At 30.8% G+C, this 25556-nt stretch carries 23 protein-coding genes; 12 read left to right on the top strand and 11 right to left on the bottom strand.

The features are described from left to right. Positions 1-55: 55 nt before the first annotated feature. Genes FMM58_RS06900 through FMM58_RS06890 form a run of 4 tightly spaced genes read left to right on the top strand, consistent with a single transcriptional unit; the run spans position 56 to position 3198 of the window. Positions 56-1501, top strand: coding sequence for an acetyl-CoA carboxylase subunit A (locus FMM58_RS06900; RefSeq protein WP_150141514.1), 1446 nt, complete (start codon positions 56-58; stop codon positions 1499-1501). Next, entirely contained in the window at positions 1501-1671 is a 171-nt protein-coding gene (locus FMM58_RS08775; protein ID WP_190317964.1) for a hypothetical protein, read from the top strand. Before FMM58_RS06900 ends, FMM58_RS08775 begins: the two co-directional genes overlap by 1 nt. After that, complete coding sequence (locus FMM58_RS06895; RefSeq protein WP_150141512.1) at positions 1671-2390, top strand: arginyltransferase; 720 nt, start codon at positions 1671-1673, stop codon at positions 2388-2390. Before FMM58_RS08775 ends, FMM58_RS06895 begins: the two co-directional genes overlap by 1 nt. A gap of 1 nt (position 2391) precedes the next feature. Continuing rightward, positions 2392-3198, top strand: coding sequence for an adenylosuccinate lyase (locus FMM58_RS06890; RefSeq protein WP_150141670.1), 807 nt, complete (start codon positions 2392-2394; stop codon positions 3196-3198). Positions 3199-3204: 6 nt separating this feature from the next. Here the strand turns inward: FMM58_RS06890 and metF are convergent, their stop codons facing one another. The 3 genes from metF to luxS form a co-directional block, all read right to left on the bottom strand. Then, a complete protein-coding gene (metF, locus tag FMM58_RS06885) occupies positions 3205-4050 on the bottom strand; it encodes a methylenetetrahydrofolate reductase [NAD(P)H] (protein ID WP_150141510.1) in 846 nt (281 codons plus the stop codon). Beyond that, entirely contained in the window at positions 4047-6317 is a 2271-nt protein-coding gene (gene metE, locus FMM58_RS06880) for a 5-methyltetrahydropteroyltriglutamate--homocysteine S-methyltransferase (protein ID WP_150141509.1), read from the bottom strand. The genes metF and metE overlap by 4 nt, the downstream gene beginning before the upstream one ends. Positions 6318-6567: 250 nt before the next feature. Continuing rightward, entirely contained in the window at positions 6568-7062 is a 495-nt protein-coding gene (gene luxS, locus FMM58_RS06875) for an S-ribosylhomocysteine lyase (protein ID WP_150141507.1), read from the bottom strand. A gap of 115 nt (positions 7063-7177) precedes the next feature. On the opposite strand from luxS, the gene gatB reads away from it, so the two are divergent. Next, on the top strand, positions 7178-8596 hold the full coding sequence (gene gatB, locus FMM58_RS06870; RefSeq protein WP_150141505.1) for an Asp-tRNA(Asn)/Glu-tRNA(Gln) amidotransferase subunit GatB: 1419 nt from the start codon (positions 7178-7180) through the stop codon (positions 8594-8596). 17 nt (positions 8597-8613) lie between these two features. Here the strand turns inward: gatB and FMM58_RS06865 are convergent, their stop codons facing one another. From FMM58_RS06865 to ileS, 5 genes are all read right to left on the bottom strand, one after another. Then, complete coding sequence (locus FMM58_RS06865) at positions 8614-9399, bottom strand: carbon-nitrogen hydrolase family protein (protein ID WP_150141503.1); 786 nt, start codon at positions 9397-9399, stop codon at positions 8614-8616. Further along, complete coding sequence (gene xseB, locus FMM58_RS06860; RefSeq protein WP_150141501.1) at positions 9392-9571, bottom strand: exodeoxyribonuclease VII small subunit; 180 nt, start codon at positions 9569-9571, stop codon at positions 9392-9394. The genes FMM58_RS06865 and xseB overlap by 8 nt, the downstream gene beginning before the upstream one ends. Next, positions 9568-11022 carry an IMP dehydrogenase gene (gene guaB, locus FMM58_RS06855; protein WP_150141499.1) on the bottom strand — a complete coding sequence of 485 codons (1455 nt, stop codon included), beginning with the start codon at positions 11020-11022 and terminating at the stop codon, positions 9568-9570. The genes xseB and guaB overlap by 4 nt, the downstream gene beginning before the upstream one ends. Before the next feature lie 3 nt (positions 11023-11025). After that, complete coding sequence (gene gatA, locus FMM58_RS06850; RefSeq protein WP_150141497.1) at positions 11026-12390, bottom strand: Asp-tRNA(Asn)/Glu-tRNA(Gln) amidotransferase subunit GatA; 1365 nt, start codon at positions 12388-12390, stop codon at positions 11026-11028. A 106-nt stretch (positions 12391-12496) separates the two neighbouring features. Further along, entirely contained in the window at positions 12497-15256 is a 2760-nt protein-coding gene (gene ileS, locus FMM58_RS06845; protein WP_150180542.1) for an isoleucine--tRNA ligase, read from the bottom strand. 86 nt (positions 15257-15342) lie between these two features. Between ileS and FMM58_RS06840 the strand changes: the two genes are divergently transcribed. Both FMM58_RS06840 and FMM58_RS06835 read left to right on the top strand, forming a co-directional pair. After that, positions 15343-16443: a CinA family protein gene (locus FMM58_RS06840; RefSeq protein WP_150180529.1), complete on the top strand. Its 1101-nt coding sequence runs from the start codon at positions 15343-15345 to the stop codon at positions 16441-16443. 103 nt (positions 16444-16546) lie between these two features. Further along, positions 16547-17086 carry a superoxide dismutase family protein gene (locus tag FMM58_RS06835; protein WP_150141493.1) on the top strand — a complete coding sequence of 180 codons (540 nt, stop codon included), beginning with the start codon at positions 16547-16549 and terminating at the stop codon, positions 17084-17086. A 141-nt stretch (positions 17087-17227) separates the two neighbouring features. Here the strand turns inward: FMM58_RS06835 and FMM58_RS06830 are convergent, their stop codons facing one another. Continuing rightward, the gene (locus tag FMM58_RS06830) at positions 17228-17494 is read right to left on the bottom strand and encodes a hypothetical protein (protein ID WP_150141492.1); all 267 of its coding nucleotides are present in this window, start codon (positions 17492-17494) and stop codon (positions 17228-17230) included. 270 nt (positions 17495-17764) lie between these two features. Here FMM58_RS06830 and FMM58_RS06825 point away from each other — a divergent pair, with 270 nt between their 5' ends. The 5 genes from FMM58_RS06825 (at position 17765) to FMM58_RS06805 (ending at position 23095) form a co-directional block, all read left to right on the top strand. Next, entirely contained in the window at positions 17765-18265 is a 501-nt protein-coding gene (locus FMM58_RS06825) for a ferritin (RefSeq protein ID WP_150141490.1), read from the top strand. 35 nt (positions 18266-18300) lie between these two features. Continuing rightward, positions 18301-19674, top strand: a complete 1374-nt coding sequence (locus tag FMM58_RS06820) for an MBOAT family O-acyltransferase (RefSeq protein ID WP_150141488.1) — start codon at positions 18301-18303, stop codon at positions 19672-19674. A 3-nt stretch (positions 19675-19677) separates the two neighbouring features. Then, on the top strand, positions 19678-20670 hold the full coding sequence (locus FMM58_RS06815; RefSeq protein ID WP_150141486.1) for a GDSL-type esterase/lipase family protein: 993 nt from the start codon (positions 19678-19680) through the stop codon (positions 20668-20670). Next, positions 20660-21820 carry a GDSL-type esterase/lipase family protein gene (locus FMM58_RS06810; RefSeq protein WP_150141484.1) on the top strand — a complete coding sequence of 387 codons (1161 nt, stop codon included), beginning with the start codon at positions 20660-20662 and terminating at the stop codon, positions 21818-21820. The genes FMM58_RS06815 and FMM58_RS06810 overlap by 11 nt, the downstream gene beginning before the upstream one ends. 105 nt (positions 21821-21925) lie before the next feature. Next, entirely contained in the window at positions 21926-23095 is a 1170-nt protein-coding gene (locus tag FMM58_RS06805; protein ID WP_150180528.1) for a pyridoxal phosphate-dependent aminotransferase, read from the top strand. A 4-nt stretch (positions 23096-23099) separates the two neighbouring features. Here the strand turns inward: FMM58_RS06805 and FMM58_RS06800 are convergent, their stop codons facing one another. Together FMM58_RS06800 and htpG are read right to left on the bottom strand one after the other, a co-directional pair. Beyond that, positions 23100-23564 (bottom strand): hypothetical protein, encoded by a 465-nt coding sequence (locus tag FMM58_RS06800; protein WP_150141480.1) that lies wholly within the window; start codon positions 23562-23564, stop codon positions 23100-23102. 55 nt (positions 23565-23619) lie between these two features. Beyond that, positions 23620-25449 carry a molecular chaperone HtpG gene (gene htpG, locus FMM58_RS06795; protein WP_150141478.1) on the bottom strand — a complete coding sequence of 610 codons (1830 nt, stop codon included), beginning with the start codon at positions 25447-25449 and terminating at the stop codon, positions 23620-23622. Positions 25450-25556 lie beyond the last annotated feature (107 nt).

The following is a 25556-nucleotide window of genomic DNA, read 5'->3' as shown; positions in this document are numbered from 1 at the left end:
AAAGAATTTAAACTTAGTTTTGCTAAAATTAATGAAAATTTTTTAAGGTTGCTTTATGATACATATTCACAAAATTTTAATTGCAAATCGTGCTGAGATTGCCGTTAGGGTAATTAGGGCATGTAGAGATTTACATATAAAAAGCGTTGCTGTTTTTACTGAACCTGATAGAGAATGCTTACATGTTAAAATAGCTGATGAAGCTTATAGAATAGGAACTGATGCCATTAGAGGATACTTAGATGTAAATAGAATAGTAGAAATTGCTAAGGCTTGTGGGGCTGATGCAATACATCCTGGATATGGTTTTTTGAGTGAAAATTACGAATTTGCTAAGTCTTGTGAGGATGCAGGTATCATTTTCATAGGACCAAAATCAGAAGTAATTCATAAAATGGGTAACAAAAACATAGCAAGAAATTTAATGTCAAAAAATGGAATTCCTATAGTGCCTGGTACTGAAAAGCTAAATTCTCATACCCTAGCTGATATAAAAGGCTTTGCAGAAAAAATAGGCTATCCTGTTATTTTAAAGGCAAGTGGAGGAGGTGGGGGGCGTGGCATACGCGTAGTTTATAAGCCAGAAGAACTTGAAAATTCCTTAGAAGCTTGCAAAAGAGAAGCTTTGACTTATTTTAATAATGATGAAGTTTTTATGGAAAAATATGTGGTTAACCCTAGACATATTGAATTTCAAATAATAGGCGATAATTATGGCAATATAATCCACCTTTGTGAAAGGGATTGTTCTATACAAAGAAGGCATCAAAAGGTAATTGAGATTGCCCCTTGTCCTGGAATTTCTGAACATTTAAGAAAGACAATAGGCGTTACAGCAGTTGCTGCAGCTAAGGCGGTTGGCTATACAAATGCAGGAACGGTTGAGTTTTTACTAGATGATTATAATCGCTTTTATTTTATGGAAATGAATACAAGAATTCAAGTTGAACACCCGGTAACCGAAGAAATTACAGGGGTTGACTTAATAGTTCGCCAAATTCGCATTGCAGGGGGTGAAATTTTAGACCTTGAACAAAGCGATATTAAGCCAAGAGGCTTTGCTATAGAGGCTAGAATTACAGCTGAAAATGTGTGGAAAAATTTCCTTCCAAGCCCAGGTAAGATAGGCGAGTACTACCCTGCTTTAGGACCTTCTGTACGCGTGGATAGTCATATTTATAAAGATTATGCTGTGCCTCCTTTTTATGATTCTTTACTTGCAAAATTAATTATCAAAGCAACTAGTTACGATTTGGCAGTAAATAAGCTAGAAAGAGCATTGAAAGAATTTGTTATAGATGATATTAGAACCACAATTCCTTTTTTAATAGCTATTTGTAAAATGAGAGAATTTAGAAGAGGTTATTTTGATACCTCTTTTATAGAAACTCATATGCAAGAACTTTTAGAAAATACAGAAGACAGGCACCAAGATAATAAAGAAGAAGTTATCGTAGCCATTGCAGCGACCTTGAAAAAGATTAGAGAAAGTAGGCAATAATGGACTTTTTAGATAGCTTAAAAGACATAAAAAAACAAATGCAAAATGATGTTAAAAAAGAAGAAAAGTCTGATAACGAAGATGAATTAAAACAAATTTTTTTAAAGGAAAAAAAACTAAGAGATGAATTTAGCGAATTTATAGCTAGTGAAGATATTAAGAAAATTTAATGCTTAGTATTGATTTTTGTAGCTTGGAAGATGAGTGCCCTTATTTAGCAGATAAAAAATCAAGAATGGAATTTAAGTGTATTGTGGGTTGTTCTAAAAAATTGAATTTAGAACTTGTAAAAAGGGGCTGGAGAAGATTTGGATATTATTTTTCAAGGCCAATTTGCAAGGATTGCAAAGAGTGTTTAAATTTAAGGATAAATGTAAAAAATTTTGAATTTAGTAAAAGTCAAAAAAGGGTTTTAAGGAAAAATGAAAAAACTAAATTCATACTTAGAAAACCAAAACTTACAAACGAACACATTTTTTTATACGATAAATATCATACAATAATGCGTGAAAAAAGGGGCTGGAAAGAAGGTCTTATAAATTTTGAAAAATATTATAATTTATATATAGCAAATTCTTTAAATTTTGGCTTTGAACTTGATTTTTATATAGATGAAAAGCTTGTATGTGTGGATTTTATAGATATTTTAGAAGATAGTATTTCAAGTATTTATTGTTTTTATGACCCTGATTTTTCGCATTTAAGTTTAGGTAAACTTTCTTTATTATATGAGCTTAAATTAGCTAAAATTAACAAACTTGATTACATATATTTAGGATATTATGTAAAAAATTGTCAATCTTTATCTTATAAAGCCGATTATACACCAAATGAAATTTTAAAAGGAACTTTTTCACTGGATGAAAAAGTTTTTCTATGGGAGAGTTAAAATGCAGATAGTACAAACCTTAGAATCTCTAAATGTCAATACAGATGACATATCTTTATTTCATTATTTTAAGGATTTGATTATTAAAAATTTTAGCAAGGTTGTGGGTAGAAAGGATAAAGTTTTTTCTTTCTTTGATGAGAGTGAAATTCCACAAAGAAGGTATTTTTTAAAGCTTTTAAATCAAAAATTTAAAAAACTTTCTAATGAAAACATAGAAAATTTAAACGATGCACACCTAAAGACCTTTAAATTAAATTTCAAGCAAGAAAATATGCTAAAACCTATGCTTTTTATTAAGGTAAGTTTTGCACAACAAAATATTTTAATGAAACTAAGTTCTAATGAAAAAATTTTTCTAACCTATATGAGAAATTATTTTAAAAATCACCTTGTAGAATACGATGAAAGCACTAAGATAGCAATGTTAAAATATAATGATGAAATTACCTTTGAACTTTTTGAAGCCTTTGCTGATGAGAGTGAGCATTTAAAGTATTGTGTTGATTTTTGCATAGATAGCAAAGAATATAAGGATTTTAGGGATAATATCCACAAAAAAGAAAATATGAAATGGAAATTTAACGCCCTAGCAAAGCTTTTTAATAATTATTTTAATATCTTAGAGTGTACCCCACAAAATGATTTAAGCGAGATAAGGCAAAAATATCTTGTTATGGTAAAGCTTTATCACCCAGATTTCCACCAGGATAAAAGTGCTATTGAAAAGGCTTATTGTAGAGAACAATTTGAAAAAATTCAAATCGCTTATGATAATTTAAAGGCACTTTATAAAAATAATGCTTAGTCAAATTTATTTATCTAGCATATATTTAACTGTGTTATAAATTTTAATCGCAGCCTTTGATTTATTCATAGTATAAAGATGAATTCCACTAACCCCACTTGCGATTAAATCAACTATTTGGTCTATCGCATAAGCAATTCCTGCTTCTTCAAGTGCTAAGGGATTGTTTTCGTATTTATCTAAAATTTTTTGAAATTTAAGAGGAATTTTAGCCCCACATAAACTTGCAATCTTAGTAACCTGTCTTTTATTTGTAATTGGCATAATGCCCGTTAAAATAGGCACTTTAATACCTGCTATTTCGCAATGTTCTTTAAATTTATAAAAGTCTTCATTGTCAAAAAACATTTGAGTTATAAGCTTATTAACCCCTGCGTCAATTTTAATTTTAAGATTATGTATATCTTGTACAAAATCCTTTGCCTCGTTGTGTTTTTCAGGGTAAGCTGCAGCATAAATTTCAAAATCCCCTTGGGTTTTAATGAATTTTACCAAATCACTAGCATAAGAAAAATCCCTACTTTTTTCTTGTCCCTCGCACACATCGCCCCTTAGGGCTAAAATATTTTTTATGCCTAATCTTTGGCATTCTTTTAAAATTTGGCTTACTCTTTCTTTGCTAGAATGTATGCAAGGTAAATGAACAATACTGGGGATTTTATACTCATTTTGTATTAAATTTGCTACTTCTAGGGTATGTTTTGAGTTTATACTACCACCAGCCCCAAAGGTAACGCTAATAAAATTTGGCTTTAAAATACTTAAATCATCAAAAATTTGAGTTAAATTTGAGATATTATCCTCTCTTCTTGGAGGAAATATCTCGTATGAAAAGCTAAATTCAGCACTCATTTTAATTCTTTTCTTAACTCAATTGTCGCACTTACTAAATTTTTAAGGCTTTCAATGACCTCTTTATAAGCCCTTGTTTTAAGACCACAATCAGGATTTATCCAAATTTGATTTTGTGGCACTTTTTCTAAAATTTTTCTAATTGTATTTTTTATCTCATCAACACTAGGAACCCTAGGACTATGTATATCATAAACTCCAGGCCCCACTTGTGTTTGAAAATTCACTGCTTTTAGCGTATCTAATATGCTTAAATTTGATCTTGAAGCCTCAAAAGATATAACATCGGCATCCATTGCGTCAATTTCTTTTAAGATATCGCTAAATTCACTATAACACATATGAGTATGAATTTGAGTACTTTTTTTTACCCCACTATGTACTAAATTAAAAGCAGGAATGGCCCAATCTAAATACTCCTTATGCCAATCACTTCTTCTAAGTGGCAATTTTTCACGCAAGGCCGCCTCGTCTATTTGTATAATTTGAGTTCCCACGCTTTCAAGGTCTAGCACCTCATCCCTTATGGCTAATGCTATTTGTTGAGTACTTTCTTTTAAGCTAATATCTTCTCTTGGAAAGGACCAGTTTAAAATAGTAACAGGACCTGTAAGCATTCCTTTTACAATCTTTTGGCTTAGACTTTGGGCGTATTTTGTCCAAGAAGTAGTAATGGCCTTTTTACGAGAAACATCACCCCAAATAACAGGAGGTTTAACGCACCTTGTACCATAGCTTTGAACCCAGCCATTTTGAGAAAATAAAAAGCCTTGCAAATTTTCTCCAAAATATTCAACCATATCATTTCTTTCAAATTCGCCATGAACTAAGACATCAAGCCCTATTTCTTCTTGTATTTTAATACATTCTTTGATTTTTGCCTGATTAAATTCAGTATAGGTAGTATCTGAAATTTTTTGTTGCTTAAAGGCAAGTCTATTTGCCCTAACATCAGCACTTTGTGGGAAAGAACCTATTGTTGTGGTTGGTAAAAGTGGAAGTTTGAAAAGTTCAGTTTGAGTTTTAATTCTTTCTTTAAATTTAGGCAATCTTACAAAGTCACTATCCTTTAAATTTGCTACCCTCTCCCTTACCTTTTCATCGATTCTATTTGGAGCTTTTTTAAATAATTCTTCATTAGCCTTTAATAATGGGTGATTTGCATCCTTTGAATTTAGAATTTCTTTTAATTCTTTAAGTTCTATTAATTTTTCCTCAGCATAAGCAAAATGTTCTAAATAAGCCTTATCAAGCTTTGTTTCATACTTAATGCTGTAAGGTACATGCAAAAGAGAACAAGAAGTATTTAAAACTATATTTTTAGCCTTTTTTTGAAGTTTTTCTATGATTTTTAGGCTTTTATTATAATCATTTTTGTAAATATTTTTACCATTTACAACACCTGCAAAAAGAATTTTATCATCAGAAAAACCATATTTTTCAACCAAATTTAAACTTTCTTTACCCTCGATAAAATCAAGCCCAAGGCCGTCAATATCAAGTTTAAGCAAGTTTTCATAAATGTCTCTAATATCACCAAAATAAGTTTGAATCAAAACCTTAATATTGTTTTTACTTGCTAAAATTTCCTTATAAAAGCTTTCAAAAAGTGAAATTTCATCTTTACTTAAATCATAAACTAAGAATGGTTCGTCAAATTGAATCCACTGAACACCTAAATCATTTAGCTTTTTAAGCAATTCTTTATAGACATTAACAAGCTTAGTTTTAGCTAATTCTTTATTTGTTTCATCGCTAAAATTAATAAGCTTAAATAGGGTAAAAATTCCAACAATCACAGGCCTAGCCTCTATACCTAATTTTTTAGCCTCCTTATAAGCATTAAAAATCTTATCTCCTACAAGGGCGATATTTTCGGCATCATCGCATTCTGGTACCAAATAATGATAATTTGTATTAAACCATTTTTTCATAGCCAATGCTACCTCATCGCCTTGTTCGCCTTGATAACCTCTAGCCTGTGCAAAATACTCATCAAGCTTTGGTAAATTAAGCCTTTTATATCTTTTTGCAACTATGTTAAACAAAAAGGCAGCGTCTAAAATGGTATCATAAAATGAAAAATCATTACAAGGTATATAATCAATCCCTGCATCTTGCAAGCTTTTAAAATGTTTAAATCTTAATTCTTGTGCTAGAGTTCTTAACTCACCTGCTGAACTTTCTTTTTTAAAATACTTTTCAACTCCAAATTTAAGCTCTCTTAAAGCACCTATTCTTGGGTAAGATATAATCGAATTTTGCATATTTTTTCCTTAATAAATTTAATAAAGCTAAACTAGCAACTTTTTTACAAGAAAAGAAGTGATTAAAGTCAAAAGATAAATAAAACTAAATGCAACCTTTTCCTTGTCTTTTACAAAAGGCAGCTAAAAGTGCCTTAAATTACATATATTTGGCACATCAGTTTCATTTACATTCTCCTTCAAAGTTAAGAAATTTTTGAAAAAATTATAAATAAAAATCTATTAAATGAAACTGAAAATTTGCTCAAATTTATAAATTTTTAAGTTTTATATCCTCATTATTCATAACGCTAACGCCTAAATTTAAAACACTCTTAGCTATTTCTTGAGCCTCTTTTAAAGAATGCATTTTACAAGTACCACATTGATAAATATTAAGTTCAGGTATATCAGCTTCGCTTTTTACATTTAAAATATCTTGCATAGAAGCTTCCCATGAACGTGCAACTATCTCTTCATTAGGAGTTCCAATTAAACTCATATAAAAACCCGTTCTACAACCCATAGGAGATATATCTATAATCTCAACTAAGTCATTATTTAAATGTTCTCTCATAAAACCAGCAAAAAGGTGTTCAAGTGTATGAGTGCCTTTTTCACTCATTATTTCTTTATTTGGCAAACAAAAACGAAGGTCAAAAACGCTAATATTATCACCCTTAGGAGTAAGCATTGTTTTGGCAAGTCGCACGGCTGGTGCTTTCATTTTAGTATGGTCTACTTTAAAACTATCAAGTAGAGGCATTTTTTCTCCTTTGTTAAAAAAATTGAAAAAATTATAACTAAATTTGATTAAAATTTAAAATCCTTAAAAGACTTATTTTATATAATAGGGATTAAAAATTTTTCAAGGAAAATAAATGTTTGAAGTGGTTATAGGGCTTGAAGTTCACGCCCAATTAAATACAAAAACAAAAATTTTTTGTGCTTGTGCAATCTCTTTTGGAGAAGCACCAAATACCAATGTATGTCCTACCTGCCTTGCATTGCCTGGTGCCTTGCCTGTTTTAAACGAAGAGGCTGTAAAAAAAGCAGTTGCCTTTGGAAAAGCTATAAATGCTACTATTAATAAAAAAAGCATTTTTAATCGCAAAAATTATTTTTATCCAGACCTGCCAAAGGCCTATCAAATTTCACAATTTGACATTCCTATAGTAGAAAATGGGGAACTTTTTATTAATTTAGATGAAAAGTCTAAACGTATAGGCATTACAAGGGCACATTTAGAAGAAGATGCCGGCAAAAACATACACGAGGGCAATCATTCAAAGGTAGATTTAAATCGTAGTGGAACGCCCTTGCTTGAAATTGTTAGCGAACCTGATTTAAGAAGTAGCGACGAGGCAGTAGCTTACCTTAAAAAACTACATGCTATTATTCGTTTTTTAGATATTTCTGATGCAAATATGCAAGAAGGGAGTTTTCGTTGCGATGCAAATGTTAGCATTCGTCCAAAGGGCGATACTAAGCTTTATACAAGGGTTGAGATTAAAAATTTAAATTCCTTTCGCTTTATACAAAAGGCCATTGATTATGAGGTAAAAAGGCAATCAAGTGCTTGGGAGGATGGGACTTATGAAAGTGAAATCGTACAAGAAACTCGCCTTTTTGATACTACAAAGCTAGTTACAAGAAGTATGCGTGGTAAGGAAGATAGTGCTGAGTATAGGTATTTTCCAGACCCTGATTTATTGCCTGTTTTATTAAAGGATGAGTTTTTAAATATTAAAATACCAGAACTGCCCGATGAAAAAAAGGCTAGATATATAAGGGAATTTAACATTAAAGATAGCGATGCTAGTTTGCTTATAAATAGCCTTGAAATGAGTAGATTTTTTGAAAAATTAATAGATAAAAAATTAAATCCTAAGCTTTGTGTTACCTGGTTAAATACTGAATTAATGGGGCTTTTAAAGGGAGAACTTAGCATAGAAAAATCCCCTGTAAATGCTGATAAATTAGGAGCTTTAATAGCTAGAATTGAAGATGGAACAATTTCAGGCAAGGCAGGAAAAGAGGTCTTAGCCTTTATCTTTAAAAATACCGATGCTAGCGTGGATTTAGCCATTGAAAAACTAGGCTTAAAACAAGTTAGTGATGACGGGGCTATAGAAAAAATTATAGATGAAATTTTAAGCAAAAATGCTGATAAAGTAAATGAGTTTAAAAGTGGTAAAGACAAGCTTTTTGGCTTTTTTGTAGGTCAAGTTATGAAAGAAGGAAAAGGGGCTTTTAATCCTGCAAAGGTAAATGAGCTTTTAAAAGCAAAATTAAGCTAAATTTCAAGCCTTGAAATTTAGCTTTGTTGTTCTTTAAGAATTTTATCAAATCCCCATAAATTCCTAGTCTCGTTAGCTTTTTTAGGATTTATTATAAGCATTTCTTCATCACTCCCAAGCCTATCTTCAATCTCTCCAAAGGCATTTATAAACAAGCTATCACCATAAAAATTCCATTCTTCGCCTTGCTTTAAAGAACCTATCCTATTAACCCTTAAAATATTAACTGAATTTAAAAAAGCACGAGTTTTCAATAAAGACTCCCACCTATCCTTACTTTCAAATGCACAAGCTGTAGGCATTATAACAATATCAATTTTTTTAGCCATAATCTCTTGCCAAAATATATCAAAATGTGCTTCAAAACCAAAAAGTAAGGCACATTTAAGATTGCCATGAGTAAAGCTAAAAATTTTAATATTTTTTACTTTATTATTAAAAAATTTCCTTTCATTCCAGTGAGTATAAGGCATTAAAATTTGTTGTTCATAACTTTTAATCATAGTCGGCGAAACCTTTAAACAAAGCTTTTTAAAACCTTTACTTTCCACACTTACAAAGGGAGCTATTATATCTAATTCATATTTTTTAGAAAGCCTTATTAAACTTTCCTTTTTACTTTGACTTTGCTTTAATATCATGGATTTTGGCATGGTTAATAACTCAGTAAAAAAGCTATTTATCACATATTCGCCAAGTACTACTAAATTTGCCCCACTATCCTTTGATGCCTTTAAATAATAATCAAGCCTTGATTCACTCATTGCTAAGGTAGGAAACTGCAAGGCTGCTATTTTATTCATCTATATTTTCCACTTCTAATTTAGCATTTTGCAAAATTTCTCTTGCTGTTTTTATGCTTTTTAAGCCTTCTTTGTAAATTTTAACACACTCATCAAGGCTTAGTTCTTCATTATTTTGATTTAATTTTTCAAGCACTTCATTTGCTTTTTTTATACATTCTTCATATTTCATTGATGAACCTTATAATTTGGAGCCTCGTGAGTTATAGTAACGTCATGTACATGACTTTCTTTAAGCCCGGCACTAGTAATCTCAACAAATTCAGCCTTTTCTTGAAAAATTTCAATACTCTTAGCCCCAACATAACCCATAGATGAGCGGAGTCCACCAATTAATTGATGTATAACATCCCTAATAGCCCCTATGTAAGGAACTCGCCCTTCAATGCCTTCGGGTACTAATTTATCTTGTGCAGTTCCTTCTTGAAAATACCTATCGCTACTTCCTTTTTGCATTGCCCCAAGGCTACCCATTCCCCTATAGCTTTTATATTGTCTTCCTTGATAAGTAAAAAGTTCTCCAGGGCTTTCATCAGTACCAGCTAAAAGCGAACCTATCATAACAGAATGAGCCCCTGCTGCAAGTGCTTTAGCTATATCACCAGAATACTTAATACCCCCATCGGCAATCACAGGTACTTCATATTTTTTAGCCTCCCTCGCACATTCATCAATGGCTGAAATTTGAGGCACCCCAACGCCTGAAACAATGCGAGTAGTACAAATGCTACCAGGTCCAATGCCTACCTTTATGCCATCAACGCCCACATCGCACAAGGCCTTAGCTGCACTAGCAGTAGCTATATTACCAGCTATCACTTCTAATTTTGGATATTTATTTTTAATAGCCTTTATGGTATCAATAATGCCCTTTGAATGCCCATGGGCACTATCTAAAACGACAATATCGACGCCAACTTCAACCAAGGCATCAACCCTATCCATTTGCCCAACGCCAATAGCAGCCCCAACTCTTAAACGACCAAAATCATCCTTATTTGCGTTTGGATATTCCTTTTTTTTCTTTAAATCCTTTATAGTTATAAGCCCTTCTAAATAGCCATTATTATCAACTATAGGTAATTTTTCAATCTTATGTTTTGAAAAAATTTTTTCTGCATCATCTAGGGTACAACCTTGCAAGGCAGTAATTAAAGGCATTTTGCTCATAACATTTTCAACAAAGCTTGTATAGTCATTTTCAAAACGCAAATCCCTATTTGTTAAAATTCCTATAAGTTTTTTATCATTATCTACAACAGGAACGCCTGAAATTCTATACTCAGCCATTAATTCTAAGGCATCTTTAACACTGGCCTTTGGTCCTATAAAAATAGGGTCCATTATAACCCCACTCTCACTTTTTTTAACCCTTTTAATCTCTCTTGCTTGTGAGCTTATATCCATATTTTTATGGATTACCCCAAGTCCACCAAGCCTTGCCATCATAATAGCTGTTCTATGCTCAGTTACCGTATCCATAGCAGCAGAGATTATAGGCATATTAAGATTTATATTTTTTGTGAGTTTTGTATTAATGCTAACTTCTTTTGGTAAGACCTCTGAATAAGCAGGAAGTAAAAGTACATCCTCAAAGGTCAAAGCCCGTTTTACAATCTTCATTTGTCACCTTTCTTTTATGATATTTTCAAGACTTAAAGCACCATTTAATAAAGTTTGTTCATCATAAGCCTTGCAAATAAGTTGGGCTGAAATATTTAAGCCATCCTTATCCTTACCAACGGGTATAGAAATTCCACCAAGTCCAGCTAAATTTAGCGAAATAGTATAAATATCTTCTAAATAAGTTTGCATAGGTGATTTTGTACTTTCAAATTTAAAAGCAGTTGTAGGGGCTACGGGCATAAAGATTAAATCACAATCTTGTAAAATTTCTTCATATTTTGCCTTTATAAACGCCCTTGCCTTTTGGGCTTTTATATAATAAGCATCATAATAACCACTACTTAACACAAAGGTCCCTAGTAAAATTCTTCTTTTAACCTCTTCACCAAAACCCTGGCTCCTAGAATTTATATATAAATCCTTTAAATTTTCACAATCTGCCCTTCTTCCATATCTTACCCCATCATACCTACTTAAATTAGCACTAGCTTCTGCTGTTGCTATTATATAATAAGCAGCAATGTCAAATTTACTATCAAGCAAATGCTTATACACTATCTCATGCCCATTTGCTCTCATCATATCAATACTTTTTAACAAGGCATTTTTTACCTCTTCATCAGCCCCGTTTACATAATTTTCAATAACGCCGATTCTTAATTTTACCTTTGAATTTAACTTTGGGGCTGTTTTTTCAAAGGCAATATTTGCACTAGTACTATCTAGTTCATCATGCCCTGCGATTGCATCGTATAAAATGGCGACATCTTCTACATTCTTAGTTAAAACACCTATTTGGTCAAGGCTTGAAGAATACGAGGCAAGGCCGTATCTACTAACCCTACCATAACTTGGTTTAAAGCCTACGCAACCACAAAATGCTGCAGGCTGGCGAACCGAACCACCTGTATCACTTCCTAAACTTGCCAAAGCTAAATTAGCAACAACAGCCGCTGCACTTCCTCCACTACTTCCACCTGGTACATGGTCTAAATTTAAAGGATTTAGAGTTTTTCCATAAAATGAAGTAGCAGTGGAATTTCCCATAGCAAATTCATCCATATTACAACGTCCAAAAGGCACAAAGCCATTTTTCTTTAAATTTTTAATAGCAGTTGCATCAAAGGGGGCCTTATAGCCTTGCAAAATCTTACTTGCACAAGTTAAGTCCCAACCCTTAACGCTGATATTGTCTTTAATGGCAATAGGAATTCCACTTTCTTCCACCTGGCTTAAATCAGTGTTTAAAAATTGTTCTATGTAAGCCCCTATTTTTCTTTCTTTTTTAGCTTTTTCATTTAATTCTTTTTTTAAGGCCTCAAGTTCGTTTTGTGAGTATGATAAAGCTTCTTTTAAGGTAATCATTTTTTATCCTTTTTTAATTTAATAAAAAAAACTGCCACTGCACTAAGGGAAAATACCACTATAATAGTACTTAGTACTATGGATTGAGGAATAGGATTTGAAAACATTATTTATTCCTTAGTACTTCTTGGCATCTTTGGCAAGGTTCGTTTTCATTTATGCTATTTAATTTCCAACACCTTGGGCATTTATGTAATTTCGCCTTAACAATTTTAAATTTCTCATTTTTAAATTCAAATTCAGCTAATGCTTGATTATCATCAAATTTTTCAATCAAACTCACTAAGAAAAAATCAGCCAACTCATCCCTTGGCAATGCTAAAATTTGACTAGAAGTTATCTGAAAATGAAGTTCTAGGGTAGATTTTATAACTTTATTTTTCTTTAAAATATCTATTTGTTCAAAGAATTTTTCCCTTATTAAAAGTAAATTTTCATCATCAATACCAAAATCATAATTAAATTTTTCTTTTAAGCTTAAATCAAAAACATCCACTGCATCTTTTTTTATCAAAGAATTTGCATGTTCTAAGGCCTCATCAACGCTATAAGTTAAATAAGGGGCTAATAAATTTAAAAGTTCTCTTGCAATCAAAGCCATAGCAACTTGGGCACTCGTTCTTTTTTTGTCATTTTTGGCATTACAATAAAGCCTATCTTTGCAAATATCAAGATAAATTCCACTTAAATCAGCACTTAAAAAATTTAAAAGCAAATTAAAGGCCTTTGCAAATTCATAGCTTAAAAATAACTCCTTGCTTTCTTTAAATACCCTTGTAGCCTTGGTTAAAATCCACTTATCAAGGAAAGAAAACTCGCTTACTTCTAAGCTTTGTAAGTCATTTGTATTTGCTAGTAAAAAGCGAATTGTGTTTCGGATTTTTCTATATTGTTCACCAACTTGTTTAAGTATATTTTCAGACATTTTTAAATCACTAGAATAATCACTCAAAAATACCCATAATCTTAAAATTTCGATACCATAATGCTTTGCTACAAATTCAGGGGCTATAACATTTCCAAGGCTTTTACTCATCTTTTGACTTTTTTCATCAGTGGTAAAACCATGGGTTAAAATGCTTTTATAAGGGGCTTTTTCATCACTTCCACAAGAAACTAAAAGTGAGCTTTGAAACCAACCTCTGTGCTGGTCACTTCCTTCTAAGTACATATTTGCCATACTTTCACCTGCATCATATTCCCCACTTTGCAAAACGGCCTTAAAAGTACTTCCACTATCAAACCAAACATCTAAGATATCATATACCTTTTCTAAATTTTCTGCCTTATATTTTGAATTTGCAGGCAGTAAATCTTTAATATCAAATTCCCACCAAGCATCAGCTCCGTATTTTTCAAAAATACTAGCTATAAAGTCTAAAATCTCATCATCCAAAATAACTTCTTTAGTATTTTTATCTCTAAAAAAGGCTATAGGCGTACCCCAATCTCTTTGCCTTGAAATACACCAATCAGGGCGATTTTCAATCATAGAACTAATGCGTTTTATAGCATTTTGAGGATAAAATTTAATCTTTGAAATTTCACTTAGGGCTAATTCTCTAAGGCTTTGATTGTGTAATTTTTTATTGTCCATTGTGATAAACCATTGCTTTGTAGCCCTGTAAATTACGGGTTTATGTGTCCTCCAACAAAATGGATACGAGTGAGTAAATTTAGATGAATGTATTAAATTTTCGCCCAAAAGTTCTAAAATTCTCTCATTTGCCTTAAATACATGAAGTCCTATAAACTCATCTACCACATTTTCATTAAAAAGCTTTTTAGTTTTTAAGCTTTCATCAAAACAACCCCCATCATCAACAGGCATAATAACCTCTATATCATATTTTAAACTAGCATAATAATCATCTTCGCCATGACCTGGTGCAGTATGCACTAAACCTGTGCCTCCGTCCATTAATACATGTTCGCCTAAAATAAACATTGATTTTCTTTGATTTAAAGGATTTATAGCGTGATTTTTTTCAAGCAAACTTGCCTTAAATTCCTTTTGTATTTCACCCTTAGTAAAGTTCTTTTCTATCATATTTTTAAGCAAAGCTAGGGCAAATATAAAGCCATCCTTTGTTAAAACATATTTTTCATTAGGATTTAAGGCTATGGCTTGATTTGCAGGCAGTGTCCAAGGAGTAGTAGTCCAAATAACAGCTTTTGCCCTTTCTGCCCCAAGTTTTTCTAAGCTATTTTTATCTAAATCAAAGGCTACAAAACAAGAATAATCTTCTTTGTCCTTATACTCCACCTCTGCTTCTGCTAAGGCCGATTTTGCAGCCCAACTCCAAAAAACAGGCTTTAAACGTTCAATCACAAGCCCCTTTTTTGCAAGGGTACATAAGGTGCGATAAATTTGGGCCTCAAAGGCAAAGGTCATTGTTAAATAAGGCTTGTTCCAATCAGCTATGATTCCTAACTTTTTAAACTCATCCTTTTGAATTTGGACAAATTCTGTAGCGTGTTTTCTACATAAGGAGCGAATTTCTTTTTTACTTAACTCACTTTTTTTACCCTTTAAATTTAACTCAATTTGCTGTTCAATAGGCAAACCATGACAATCCCAGCCAGGCGTGAAACGAATTTTTTCTCCATTAAAATAATGAGTTTTAACAATGCTATCTTTTAAAATTTTATTTAAGGCATGTCCTATATGTAAGTGCCCATTAGCATAAGGGGGGCCATCATGCAAGGTAAAACTAGTTTTAGCATTTAATCTTTTTTGCTTCATTTTTTCATAAGCATAATTGTTATTAAACCATTTTTCAAATCTTTCTGGTTCAAGTTGTGCCAAATTTGCACGCATTTCAAAGCTTGTATTTGGCAATAATAAAGTATCTTTGTAATCCATATTTTTTCCACCTATTTTTTTAAAATTTCTAATTTTACTCAAAATTGCTTTAATTTAAGATATAATCACGCAAAAAAAGGAAAAAAATGAATCATTTGCTTTTTATTATAGGCGATAATATCATTATGAATGAAGATTATAAGGCCTATATTTTAAGAGTTTATAAGGATAAATTTAAAGAAGTAAATTCCATAAGAATGCAAAGTTCAAGCGATAAGGAATTGCCTTTTTTACTTGAAAAAATTAGCCTTGAATATGATTATATAACTATTTTTGTAGCAAATGAATATTATGCTGTGGTGGCTAAAATTCTAGCTACCTTGTGCGAGGACGTGCTTGTCTTAAAGGATGAAACCTTAGTGCCTGACAAGGCCTTTTATGATAAAAATAGCTTTGTTTGTGATTTTAAAGATTGTAAAATAAATTTAGTAAAAACTGATACTAAGGCTAAATTGCCAAAATTGCTTGGTGAGTTAAATTTAAATTTTTCTTATTTTTCCTTACTTGGCATAGATGAAGAAAGTGCTTTAATCTTACTTGAACCCTTAGCAAAATCCTATGAAATTGATATAAAATCCACTATGCTAACGGATAATTTAACTCTCATAAAAGCCTTTAGCTTACAATATGGCAAGATGGATGGCTTTTTAGCAAGTGTACAAAAGCTTTTTGATAAGAAATTTTTTAAAGGAAGTGACCCTATTAAATTTATAGTGGATAGGCTTTTAGAACGTAAAATAAAAGTTTCTTTTGTAGAAAGTTGTACTGGTGGGCTTTGTGCAAGTGAGCTTACTAAGATTGATGGGGTGAGTGAAATTTTTGAAGGTTCAATCATTACTTATTCAAATCGCTTAAAACACGAATGGGTAGGCGTTAGCAATGTGGTGCTTGAACAAGATGGAGAATATAGCGAAAAATGTATTTATTATATGTTAAAAGGGATTTTTAAGACTGCAAAACCTGATTTTGCCTTGGCTATTAGTGGGGTTGCAGGGGATGAAAATGACAACAAAAATGGCAAAGACATTAAATCAGGTACAATTTATATAGGGGCAATGTTTAAAAATGGAACATATATACAAGAAGTTTTAAATCTTTGTGGAGATAGGGAATTTAAACGCAGACAGGCTATGCTTAAAGCCTTTTATCTTATGCCAAAATTAAGACCTGAACTCTTTGAACTTTAATTTTATTCTTTAAAAGCATAAAATTATTTTTTAAAAAAAATTTTCTAAATAATAAATTTTTATTGTATAATTTACTCGCATCTTAAATTTTAAAGGAGAACAAATGAAAAAAATTATTCTTGCATCTATGGCCGTGGCTAGCTTTTTATTGGCTGCAAATACTGAGGTTTTTGACCCAAAATCAGTAAAAGAACACATTGTAATCAAAATGGATTTACTTGGCAAAGATGGCAATAAAGCAGTTGGCGAAGTAGTTGCTATTAATACAAAATACGGAGTTGCATTCTTCCCTAACCTACATAGTTTAGAACCTGGCGTTCATGGTTTTCATGTGCATGAAAATGGAGATTGTGGGGCAAATGACAAAGGTTTAGGAATGAAAGCTGGAGGTCATTGGGACCCGGCAAAAACTACAAATCATTCTTTTACATGGGATGATAATGGACATAAGGGCGATTTACCTGCACTTTATGTAGATAAGGATGGAAAAGCAACTAATCCTGTATTATCACCAAAGATTAAAAATATCAGTGAGCTTAAAAATCTTTCTTTAATGGTTCATGTTGGAGGAGATAATCACAGCGACCACCCAGCAGCACTTGGCGGTGGCGGTGCTAGAATGGCTTGCGGTCTTATTAAATAACACTTCACAAAGGCTATTGCCTTTGTGGATTTTACTACGAATTTTTAAAAAAACTACTATTAATTTTTAAGTTTATATTTTTTATAATTTTGCCTAAAATTTTAATCTGTTAAAAAATTTATTACCCAAGTTTATGTTAGATTATGCTACTATCTCATTAAAACCTAAATTAGTTGCTTCTTTGTTGGTTAAATAATAAAGTAAATTGTATTTTTGACCATATTTACTTTTAGTTTGTTTTGCAAAACAAGGAATGTCAGAGTGTGTAATGGTTTTACGAACAAATAAAATATCATCAAAATCATCATTTAAAATTTTTTCTAAAATTTCACTTTTAAAACTTAAAAATTTTTTAATAGCTATTTTGTCCTTAATAGTGAAAATTGAAGCATATTCTTTATTTTTCATTATTTAACCTTGGTTATTTTTATATTTTTTATAAAAAATGATATTTTTGAAAAATTATAACAAATGAAAGTTTTAACAACAATATATTAATAAAAAATTAAAATTAATACTTAAATAAATTTTTTTTTAAATGCCTAAATTAAACCCTTTAAATGCTTAGTTTTATTATTGTGTAAAAGTAGAAAAAGATTATCAAAAATGTCAAATTTTAAAAATTTTTTAAAAAATCTTTTTGTATTATTTTAATCACAAACTTTTAAAGGAGAAAGAATGCTTACACAAGAAGTTATAAAATTGCTTAGTGAGCAAATTAACAAAGAACTTTACGCTGCAAATTTATATTTAAGTATGAGTTCTTGGTGCTATGAAAATAGTTATGATGGTGCGGGTTTATTTTTATTTGACCATGCACAAGAAGAAAGTGAGCATGCAAGAAAGCTAATTACTTATTTAAATGAGACAGATTCTCATGTTGAAATAGGTCAAGTAGAAAAACCTGAACAAAGTTTTAAATCCTTGCTTGATGTTTTTGAAAAAACTTATGCACACGAACAATTTATCACAAAATCGATAAATACACTAGTTGAGCATATGTTAGCAAATAAAGATTATTCAACCTTTAATTTTTTACAATGGTATGTTAGCGAACAACACGAAGAAGAAGCCCTTTTTAGAGGCATAGTTGATAAGATTAAGCTTATAGGCGATCAAAGCCATGGTGTTTATTTGGCCGATCAATACATTAAAGATATAGCATTATCTAAAAAATAACATTCGCCCTTAGGGGCGATTTTTTTGGATTTGAAGTGACTTATTTTTCATTAGAATTTAGCATATTGATGATTGCATTTTTTGCAATTTATTGGTTTTTTAAAGAAAGCTATAAGATACAAAATGTACTTATTTTATGTTTTTCTTATTTAATTTATACACTGATAAATCCTTATTTTTCATTGATTTTATTTGTTTATACCTTTTTTATACATTATTTTGCACTTTTAATTTTTGTGCGTAGAAAACGGCATATTTTTGCTACTTGTCTAGCCTTTGTTATCTTAAATTTATGTGTTTTTAAATATTATCCAAGTATTAGAAGTAGTGCTGAAAGTATACTTGATATCTTTGGCTTAGAATTTATAAGTGTAGATGTTATTTTACCTATAGGCATTAGTTTTTATACCTTTAATTCAATTACCTATCTTGTAAATGTTTATAAGTATCATCGTATTGAAAAATTTATTGATTTAGCAACCTATCTATCTTTTTTCCCAACTCTCATAGCAGGTCCTATTATAAGGAGTCATTATTTTTTCGAACAAGCATATAAATTAAGGGAATTTAAACACGCAAATTTAATTATTATCTTGCTTGTTTTTGGTATAGTTAAAAAGGTATTAATAGCAAATTATTTAGAACTTTACGCAAAAGATATTTTAAACTCACCTGCAAGTTATAATTTTGTAGAACTTTTAAGTGCTATTTATGCTTATTCTGTGCAACTTTATTGCGATTTTAGTGGTTATGTGGATTTAGTTTGTGCTTTTGCTTTAATGCTTGGCTTTGTCTTGCCACCAAATTTTAATATGCCTTATTTAGCTAAGAATTTAAAGGATTTTTGGGTAAGGTGGCATATTTCTTTAACCACTTTTATAAAAGATTATATTTATATTCCCTTAGGTGGTAGTAGAAAAGGCAAGGCTAGAATGTATGTAAACATCTTTATAGCTTTTATACTTTCTGGAATTTGGCATGGAAATACCATAAATTTCTTTATTTGGGGGCTTTTGCATGGCGTTGGCGTTGCTTTAATGCACTTACTTGCAGAAAAAAAGGTTAATCTTAGTAAAATTCCAGCCCTTGGTCGTTTTTTAACCGTAAATTTTGTATGCTTTGCTTGGATTTTCTTTTATTATGCTGATGTCTTTGATGCCTTTGCTTATATTAGTGCTTGTTATGATAATTTTTTAATGAAACCAGAATATAAAGATATTTATATACTTGTAAGCTTTGTTGTACTTTTTATGATTTATCCTTTATTTGTGAATTTTAGAAAGTATTGTGTTAAAATTTTAGACCTTACTCCTTTTGTGCTAAAGCCTTTTATAATAGCCTTTATATTACTTTTAGTCTTTGCCTTTATGCCAAATGGAATTCCACAATTTATTTATGCAGGATTTTGACATATGAAAGTGCTTAGATTTTTTATTTTTATGATTAGCGTTTTCATACTTGTTGTAGCAGTTATGAATCAAAGCATTAGCTCTTATATAGAACAAAAATACCATATTTCATATTATCCTCAAAATGATATCTTAAAAGAGGCAAATGCCTTTAAGATGAAACTTGAACAAATTCGTGCAATTTTAAGCAATGAGCCCTTATTTTTTAGCGATGATTTAAATGAAAGCGTTATTTTAGATGAAAGTGATTTAAATAAAAGCATAGTACCTGAAAAGATTGATGAGAAAAAAGATGAAGAAAGCGAAGAAGAAAAAAAGGAAGAAAGCAAACAAATTAACCTTGCTGATTTAAATATAATAGACCCAAAAGAAGGCGAGGAATTCCTTTTAATAGGTGATTCTTTAATGCAAGGTGTATCTATAGCTTTAAGTAGGGATTTAAGGAATTTAGGCTTTAATGTTACTGATTTAAGTAGGCAAAATACAGGACTTGCCTATAAATCATATTTTAACTGGGCAGAAGCAACTAAAAAAGCTTTTTTAGCTAATAAAAATATAAAATATCTAGTTATCTTACTTGGGGCAAATGACCCCTGGGATATAAAAAGGGACGGCATATTTAGGCATTTTAATACACCTGATTGGTTAGAAATTTATACTGAAAGGGTTGATGAGATTATACAAATTGCAAAGAAAAACAAGGCAAGGGTGCTTTGGTTTGAGGTACCTCCTGTAAAAAGTGATGATTTTGAACGAAAAATGCAGGTTTTAAATAGAATTTATGGAGAAGAGGTACTAAAAAATAAAGAAATTTTTATAAACACTCGCCAAGCCTTTGCAATTAATAATAAATTTTCAAGCTATATAAAAGATAATGATAACAAAAGCGTAAAGATGCGAACAGATGATGGTGTACACTTTACGCCAGCTGGTGGCAGGCAAATGTCTAGTTTGCTTTTAAAGCACATCAAAAACAAGGAAGTTAATGAAGAGTAAAATCTTCTTTTTTTTACTTTGTTTTTCTTGTATATTAAAAGCAGACATTATAGATGAAATGCTTGCAAAAACTAGAAATTATAGTGCTTTAAAAAATTATACCTCAAGTACTAATTTACAAACTATTAAAAAAAAGCTTAAGGCTAATAAAGATATTTATATACGCGTTTTTGGCGATTCTCATATGGCAGCTGATTTTTTTCCAAGTGTGGTTAGAAATGTCCTTTTTAAGCCAAATTCCGTAGGTTTTGCCTTTCCTATGCAACCAAAATATCAACAACATTTAAATATAAAATACACTTCAAAAGACTTTGAGCTTTTTAATTCTAGGGTACTTGCACAGCAAAATAAAGACTATGCAATGGGTGGGATTATCGCAAGTGCTACAAAAAAGGGGGCTAAGATTACTTTGGATACAGACGAGCTTTTAGGTTCAAAAAATTATAAGGTAGGCTTTGTTTTTAAGGCATTAAATAATAAAAACGCCTTTACTATCAAGGATGCAAATAATAAAACTTACGAACTTAAGGCTAAAAAAGAAAATCAATGGTTTTATAAGGCCTTTGATTTAAAATTTCCCTTGCAAATTACGGCCCTACAAGCTAGGGCAGAACTTGGGGGCTATTTTATACTAAGAGATAAAAATAATAAGGTCTTAGATACCATTGCTGTAAATGGGGCAAAAAGTGATTTATGGCTACAATGGAATGAAAAAATTTTAAACTCAGAGTTAAAACTTTTTAAAAATGATTTAATCATACTAGCCTATGGTTCAAATGATGCATTATCAGGAAATTTTGATAAGGTAAAATATAAGGCTAATCTTAAAAAATTTATAAAACTTTTAAAAAAACACAATAAAAACGCTACTATTATGATAATCTCACCTCCTACAACTACTCAAAAAAAGGGTAAAACCTATGAATTAAGTCCTGATTTTAAACTAGTTAGAGAATTAAACTATGAAGTAGCAAAGGAAGAAAAGGCAATTTTATTTGATATGCATAAATTTATGCAAGATAGTGGAGGTAAAAATTTTTGGATAGAACAAAAGCTTTCCTTAAAAGACGTGCACTTAAGTACAAAGGGCTATGAATTAATGGCTAAAAAATTTGTTTATGATTTTGAAAAATTAATGCGTTTAAACTAGTATAAATTTAAACATTGCTTGTAAAAAATATTGAAATTTTGTTAAATTTATATTCTAATATACAAATTTTTGTTATTATTAGTCAAAATCAATTAAGGATACAAAATGTTATTAAGCGAACGTTCTCTTGCCCTAGGCGAGTCTTTAACCCTTGCAGTTACAGCACTTGCTAGCGAATTAAAGGCTAAGGGTGAAGATATTATAAGTTTTTCAGCAGGTGAGCCTGATTTTGATACACCTCAAATCATTAAAAATGCCGCTATAAAGGCTATTGAACAAGGTTGTAGTAAATATACAGTAGTTAGTGGAATGCCTCAAGTACTTGAAGCCGTGCAATATAAGCTAAAAAGGGACAATAAACTATCTTATGAAACTAGCGAGATTATTACAAATGTCGGGGCTAAGCATTCTTTGTTTGAGTGTATTGAGTGTTTAATTAATCATGGCGATGAAGTGATAATTCCAAGTCCTTATTGGGTTAGTTATCCTGAAATGGTAAAATTTGCAGGAGGTGTACCTGTTTTTATTGAAGGCAAGGAAGAAAATGGCTTTAAAATTACTGCCAGTGAGTTAAAACAAGCAATTACCCCAAAAACTAAAATTTTAATTTTAAACTCACCTTCTAACCCCGTAGGTTCAGTTTATAGCAAGGAAGAATTGCAAAACATAGCAAATGTTTTAAAGGATACTGATATTATCGTGTTAAGTGATGAAATGTATGAAAAGCTTGTTTATGATGATGTTAAATTTCAAGCCTTTGCAACACTTAGTGAGGATGCTTTGCAAAGAAGTGTTACTATAAATGGACTTAGCAAATGTGGGGCTATGCCTGGTTGGCGTTTTGGTTATTTGGCAAGTAAAAATAAGGATTTAATCAAGGCTATTAAAAAAATGCAAGGGCAAAGTACTTCAAATATTTGTTCAATAGTCCAACATGCAGCCATTCCTGCACTAAAAGGAGAGTGCGATAAGGACATTGAATACATGAGACAGGCATTTAAAAATCGTCGTAATGTAGCCCTTAAAATGTTAGAATCTGTGCCAAAAATTAGCGTTTATAAGCCTCAAGGTGCCTTTTATTTGTTTATAAATATTTCAAAGATTCAAAAAGATAGCGTTGAGTTTTGTCGCTTACTTTTAGAAAAGAAAAAGGTAGCTGTAGTACCTGGTATAGGCTTTGGAATGGATGGATATTTTAGACTTTCTTATGCTACAAGTGATGAGTTGATTAAACAAGGTATTCAAAGAATCAAAGAATTTATAATGGAATTTTAAAATCTTAATTTGGAGAATTTAAGCTTAGATATTTGCTATCTTTTTTAAGTTCTTCAAATTTATTTGCAAATTCTTGCCTTAAATTATCGTTTAATTCTTCTGCATTTTGTATAAATTCATTTATTAAATTTTCTAGGTTTTGAAAAAACTCAAATAACTCACTTTGCCAGATATTATCATTTTTCTTGCTTAAATTCATTGTTTGAATAAAGGTTAATTTTCTACTTAAATCCCCTAATTTTTCTAAGAATATATCCTTATCATCTTCATTTATTAATTTTAATTCTTCTTTTTCTATTTTAGTTCTTAAATCTATTATTTTTTCATCTATATAATCGCAAAATTTAGGATAGATATCAACTTTTATGGGGCTTGCAATTTCTTGTTCATCGGCTATTAATGCTACTTTTTTCACACCAAAATAAAGCACTAAAAAGGCTAGGGCACTGATTAATAAATAAAGGCTCATTTTTATTCCTTGTAAATTTTTTATACAAACCTTGTCTTAGACAAGGTTTGTAAGCTTAATTTAATGCTTTTTTAATGATTTTACTAAGACAATCATTAAAATTTGCAGGGTCACTAATGCCCATACCCTCGCTTAATTTTGCCATATTGAGCACTAAAATAGCAATATCACTTATAAAGGCTTCATTATTTTTAAGACCTGCGTAAATTGCGTGATTTGGGTTAAGTTCTAAGATAGGCTTTATATTTTGTTCTTGCCCCATTTGCTTTAAAATTTGTTGCATTGCAAAATCAGGTTGATTTTTATCATAAACAATACAGCTAGCACTTTCTTGAAGTCTAGTTGTAAGCCTTACATCCTCAACTTCATCCTTTAAAATTTCTTTAAATTTAGCCACAATCGTGCCAAATTCTTGTTTTTTCTCATCGCTTACTTCTTCATTACTTTCAAGTTGATTAATAGAACTAAATTTAAGCCCTTCAAATTCATTTAAACTAGGCATTATGATAGGGTCAATCTCATCATCAAGTAAGAGTACTTCTATATTTTTTTGTTTGTATTCTTCAAGAAGTGGAGAATTTTTTAACAAGGACTCGTTATTGCCCGTGATATAAAAAATTTCTTTTTGTCCTTCGCTAATATCGTTTTTATACTCACTAAGAGAACGCAAATTCTCGCTTTTTGTGCTTTTAAAAAGCATTAATTTTAATAAAAGTTCTTTATTATCCCCAAAGCCATAAAGCCCTTCTTTAAGCACTTTGCCAAAAATTTTAAAGAAAGTCGTATATTTTTCTAAGTCATTATTTTTCATCTTTTCAAGTTCGTTTAAAATCTTTTTAGTACTTGCTTCCTTTACTATTTTTAGAATTTGATTTTCTTGTAAAATTTCACGACTAACATTAAGTGGTAAGTCCTCAACGTCTACAATCCCACGTACAAAACGCAAATAAGTAGGTAAAAGTTCCTTATCGTCATCGCTTATAAAAACGCGTTTTACATAAAGTTTTAAGCCACTTTGATAATCTACCTTATAAAGGTCAAATGGGGCGTTTTGTGGTATGAAAAATAGGGTATTATACTCAACCTTACCCTCGCTTTTTGTATGTATATAAAGGGTTGGCTTGTTGCTATCGTGAAAATTTTGTTCGTAAAATCTTTCATAGTCTTCTGTTTTTAAGCTTGATTTTTGCATTCTCCATAAAGCACTTGCCTTGTTAATCTGGGCTATGACTTGTTCTGTTTTACCCTCGTCCTTTTCATCTTTTCCTGGTATATATTCTTCTTTTTGCATAAAAATAGGAAATTGAATGTGATTTGAATATTTTTCTATTATACTTTCAATTCTGTATTGATTTAAGAACTCATCATCTTTTAAATGCAAACTTATTTGAGTACCCTGCCCATCTTTTGTGCTTTCTTCTATCTCGTACCCACTTGCATCAGAAGTCCATAAATACGCCTTTTCATCAAGGGCTTTTTTGCTTAAAACATCTATTTTATCAGCCACCATAAAGGCAGAATAAAAACCTACGCCAAATTGACCAATGAGCTGAGAGTCCTTTTTTGCATCTCCACTTAATTTTTCTACAAAGCTTTTTGTGCCACTTTTTGCAATGGTACCAAGGTGATTTATCAAATCATCCCTATCCATACCTATACCATTATCGCTAATTATAAGTAATTTTTTATCTTTATCTAAACTAATATCAATGCGAGGGTTAAAGTCCATTTTTTTATATGCATCATCGCTTACACATAAAAAATTTAATTTATCCAAGGCATCGCTTGCATTTGATATTAATTCTCTTAAAAAAATTTCTTTATTTGAATATAAAGAATGTATCATAAGTTGTAGAAGTTGATTTACCTCTGTTTGAAACTGCATTATTTATCCTTTTGAAAATTTTTTTCTTATTTTAATAAAATTTGATTAATAAAAATTTATTATATTTGAAAGGTATTTTTGTAATGCAAATCTAAATTAGATTTGCA

It is taken from the genome of Campylobacter sp. LR291e (assembly GCF_008633915.1).
Taxonomy (GTDB): domain Bacteria; phylum Campylobacterota; class Campylobacteria; order Campylobacterales; family Campylobacteraceae; genus Campylobacter_D.
Note: the sequence above shows the minus strand (reverse complement) of the source record. Positions and strands in the feature narration are given on the sequence as shown.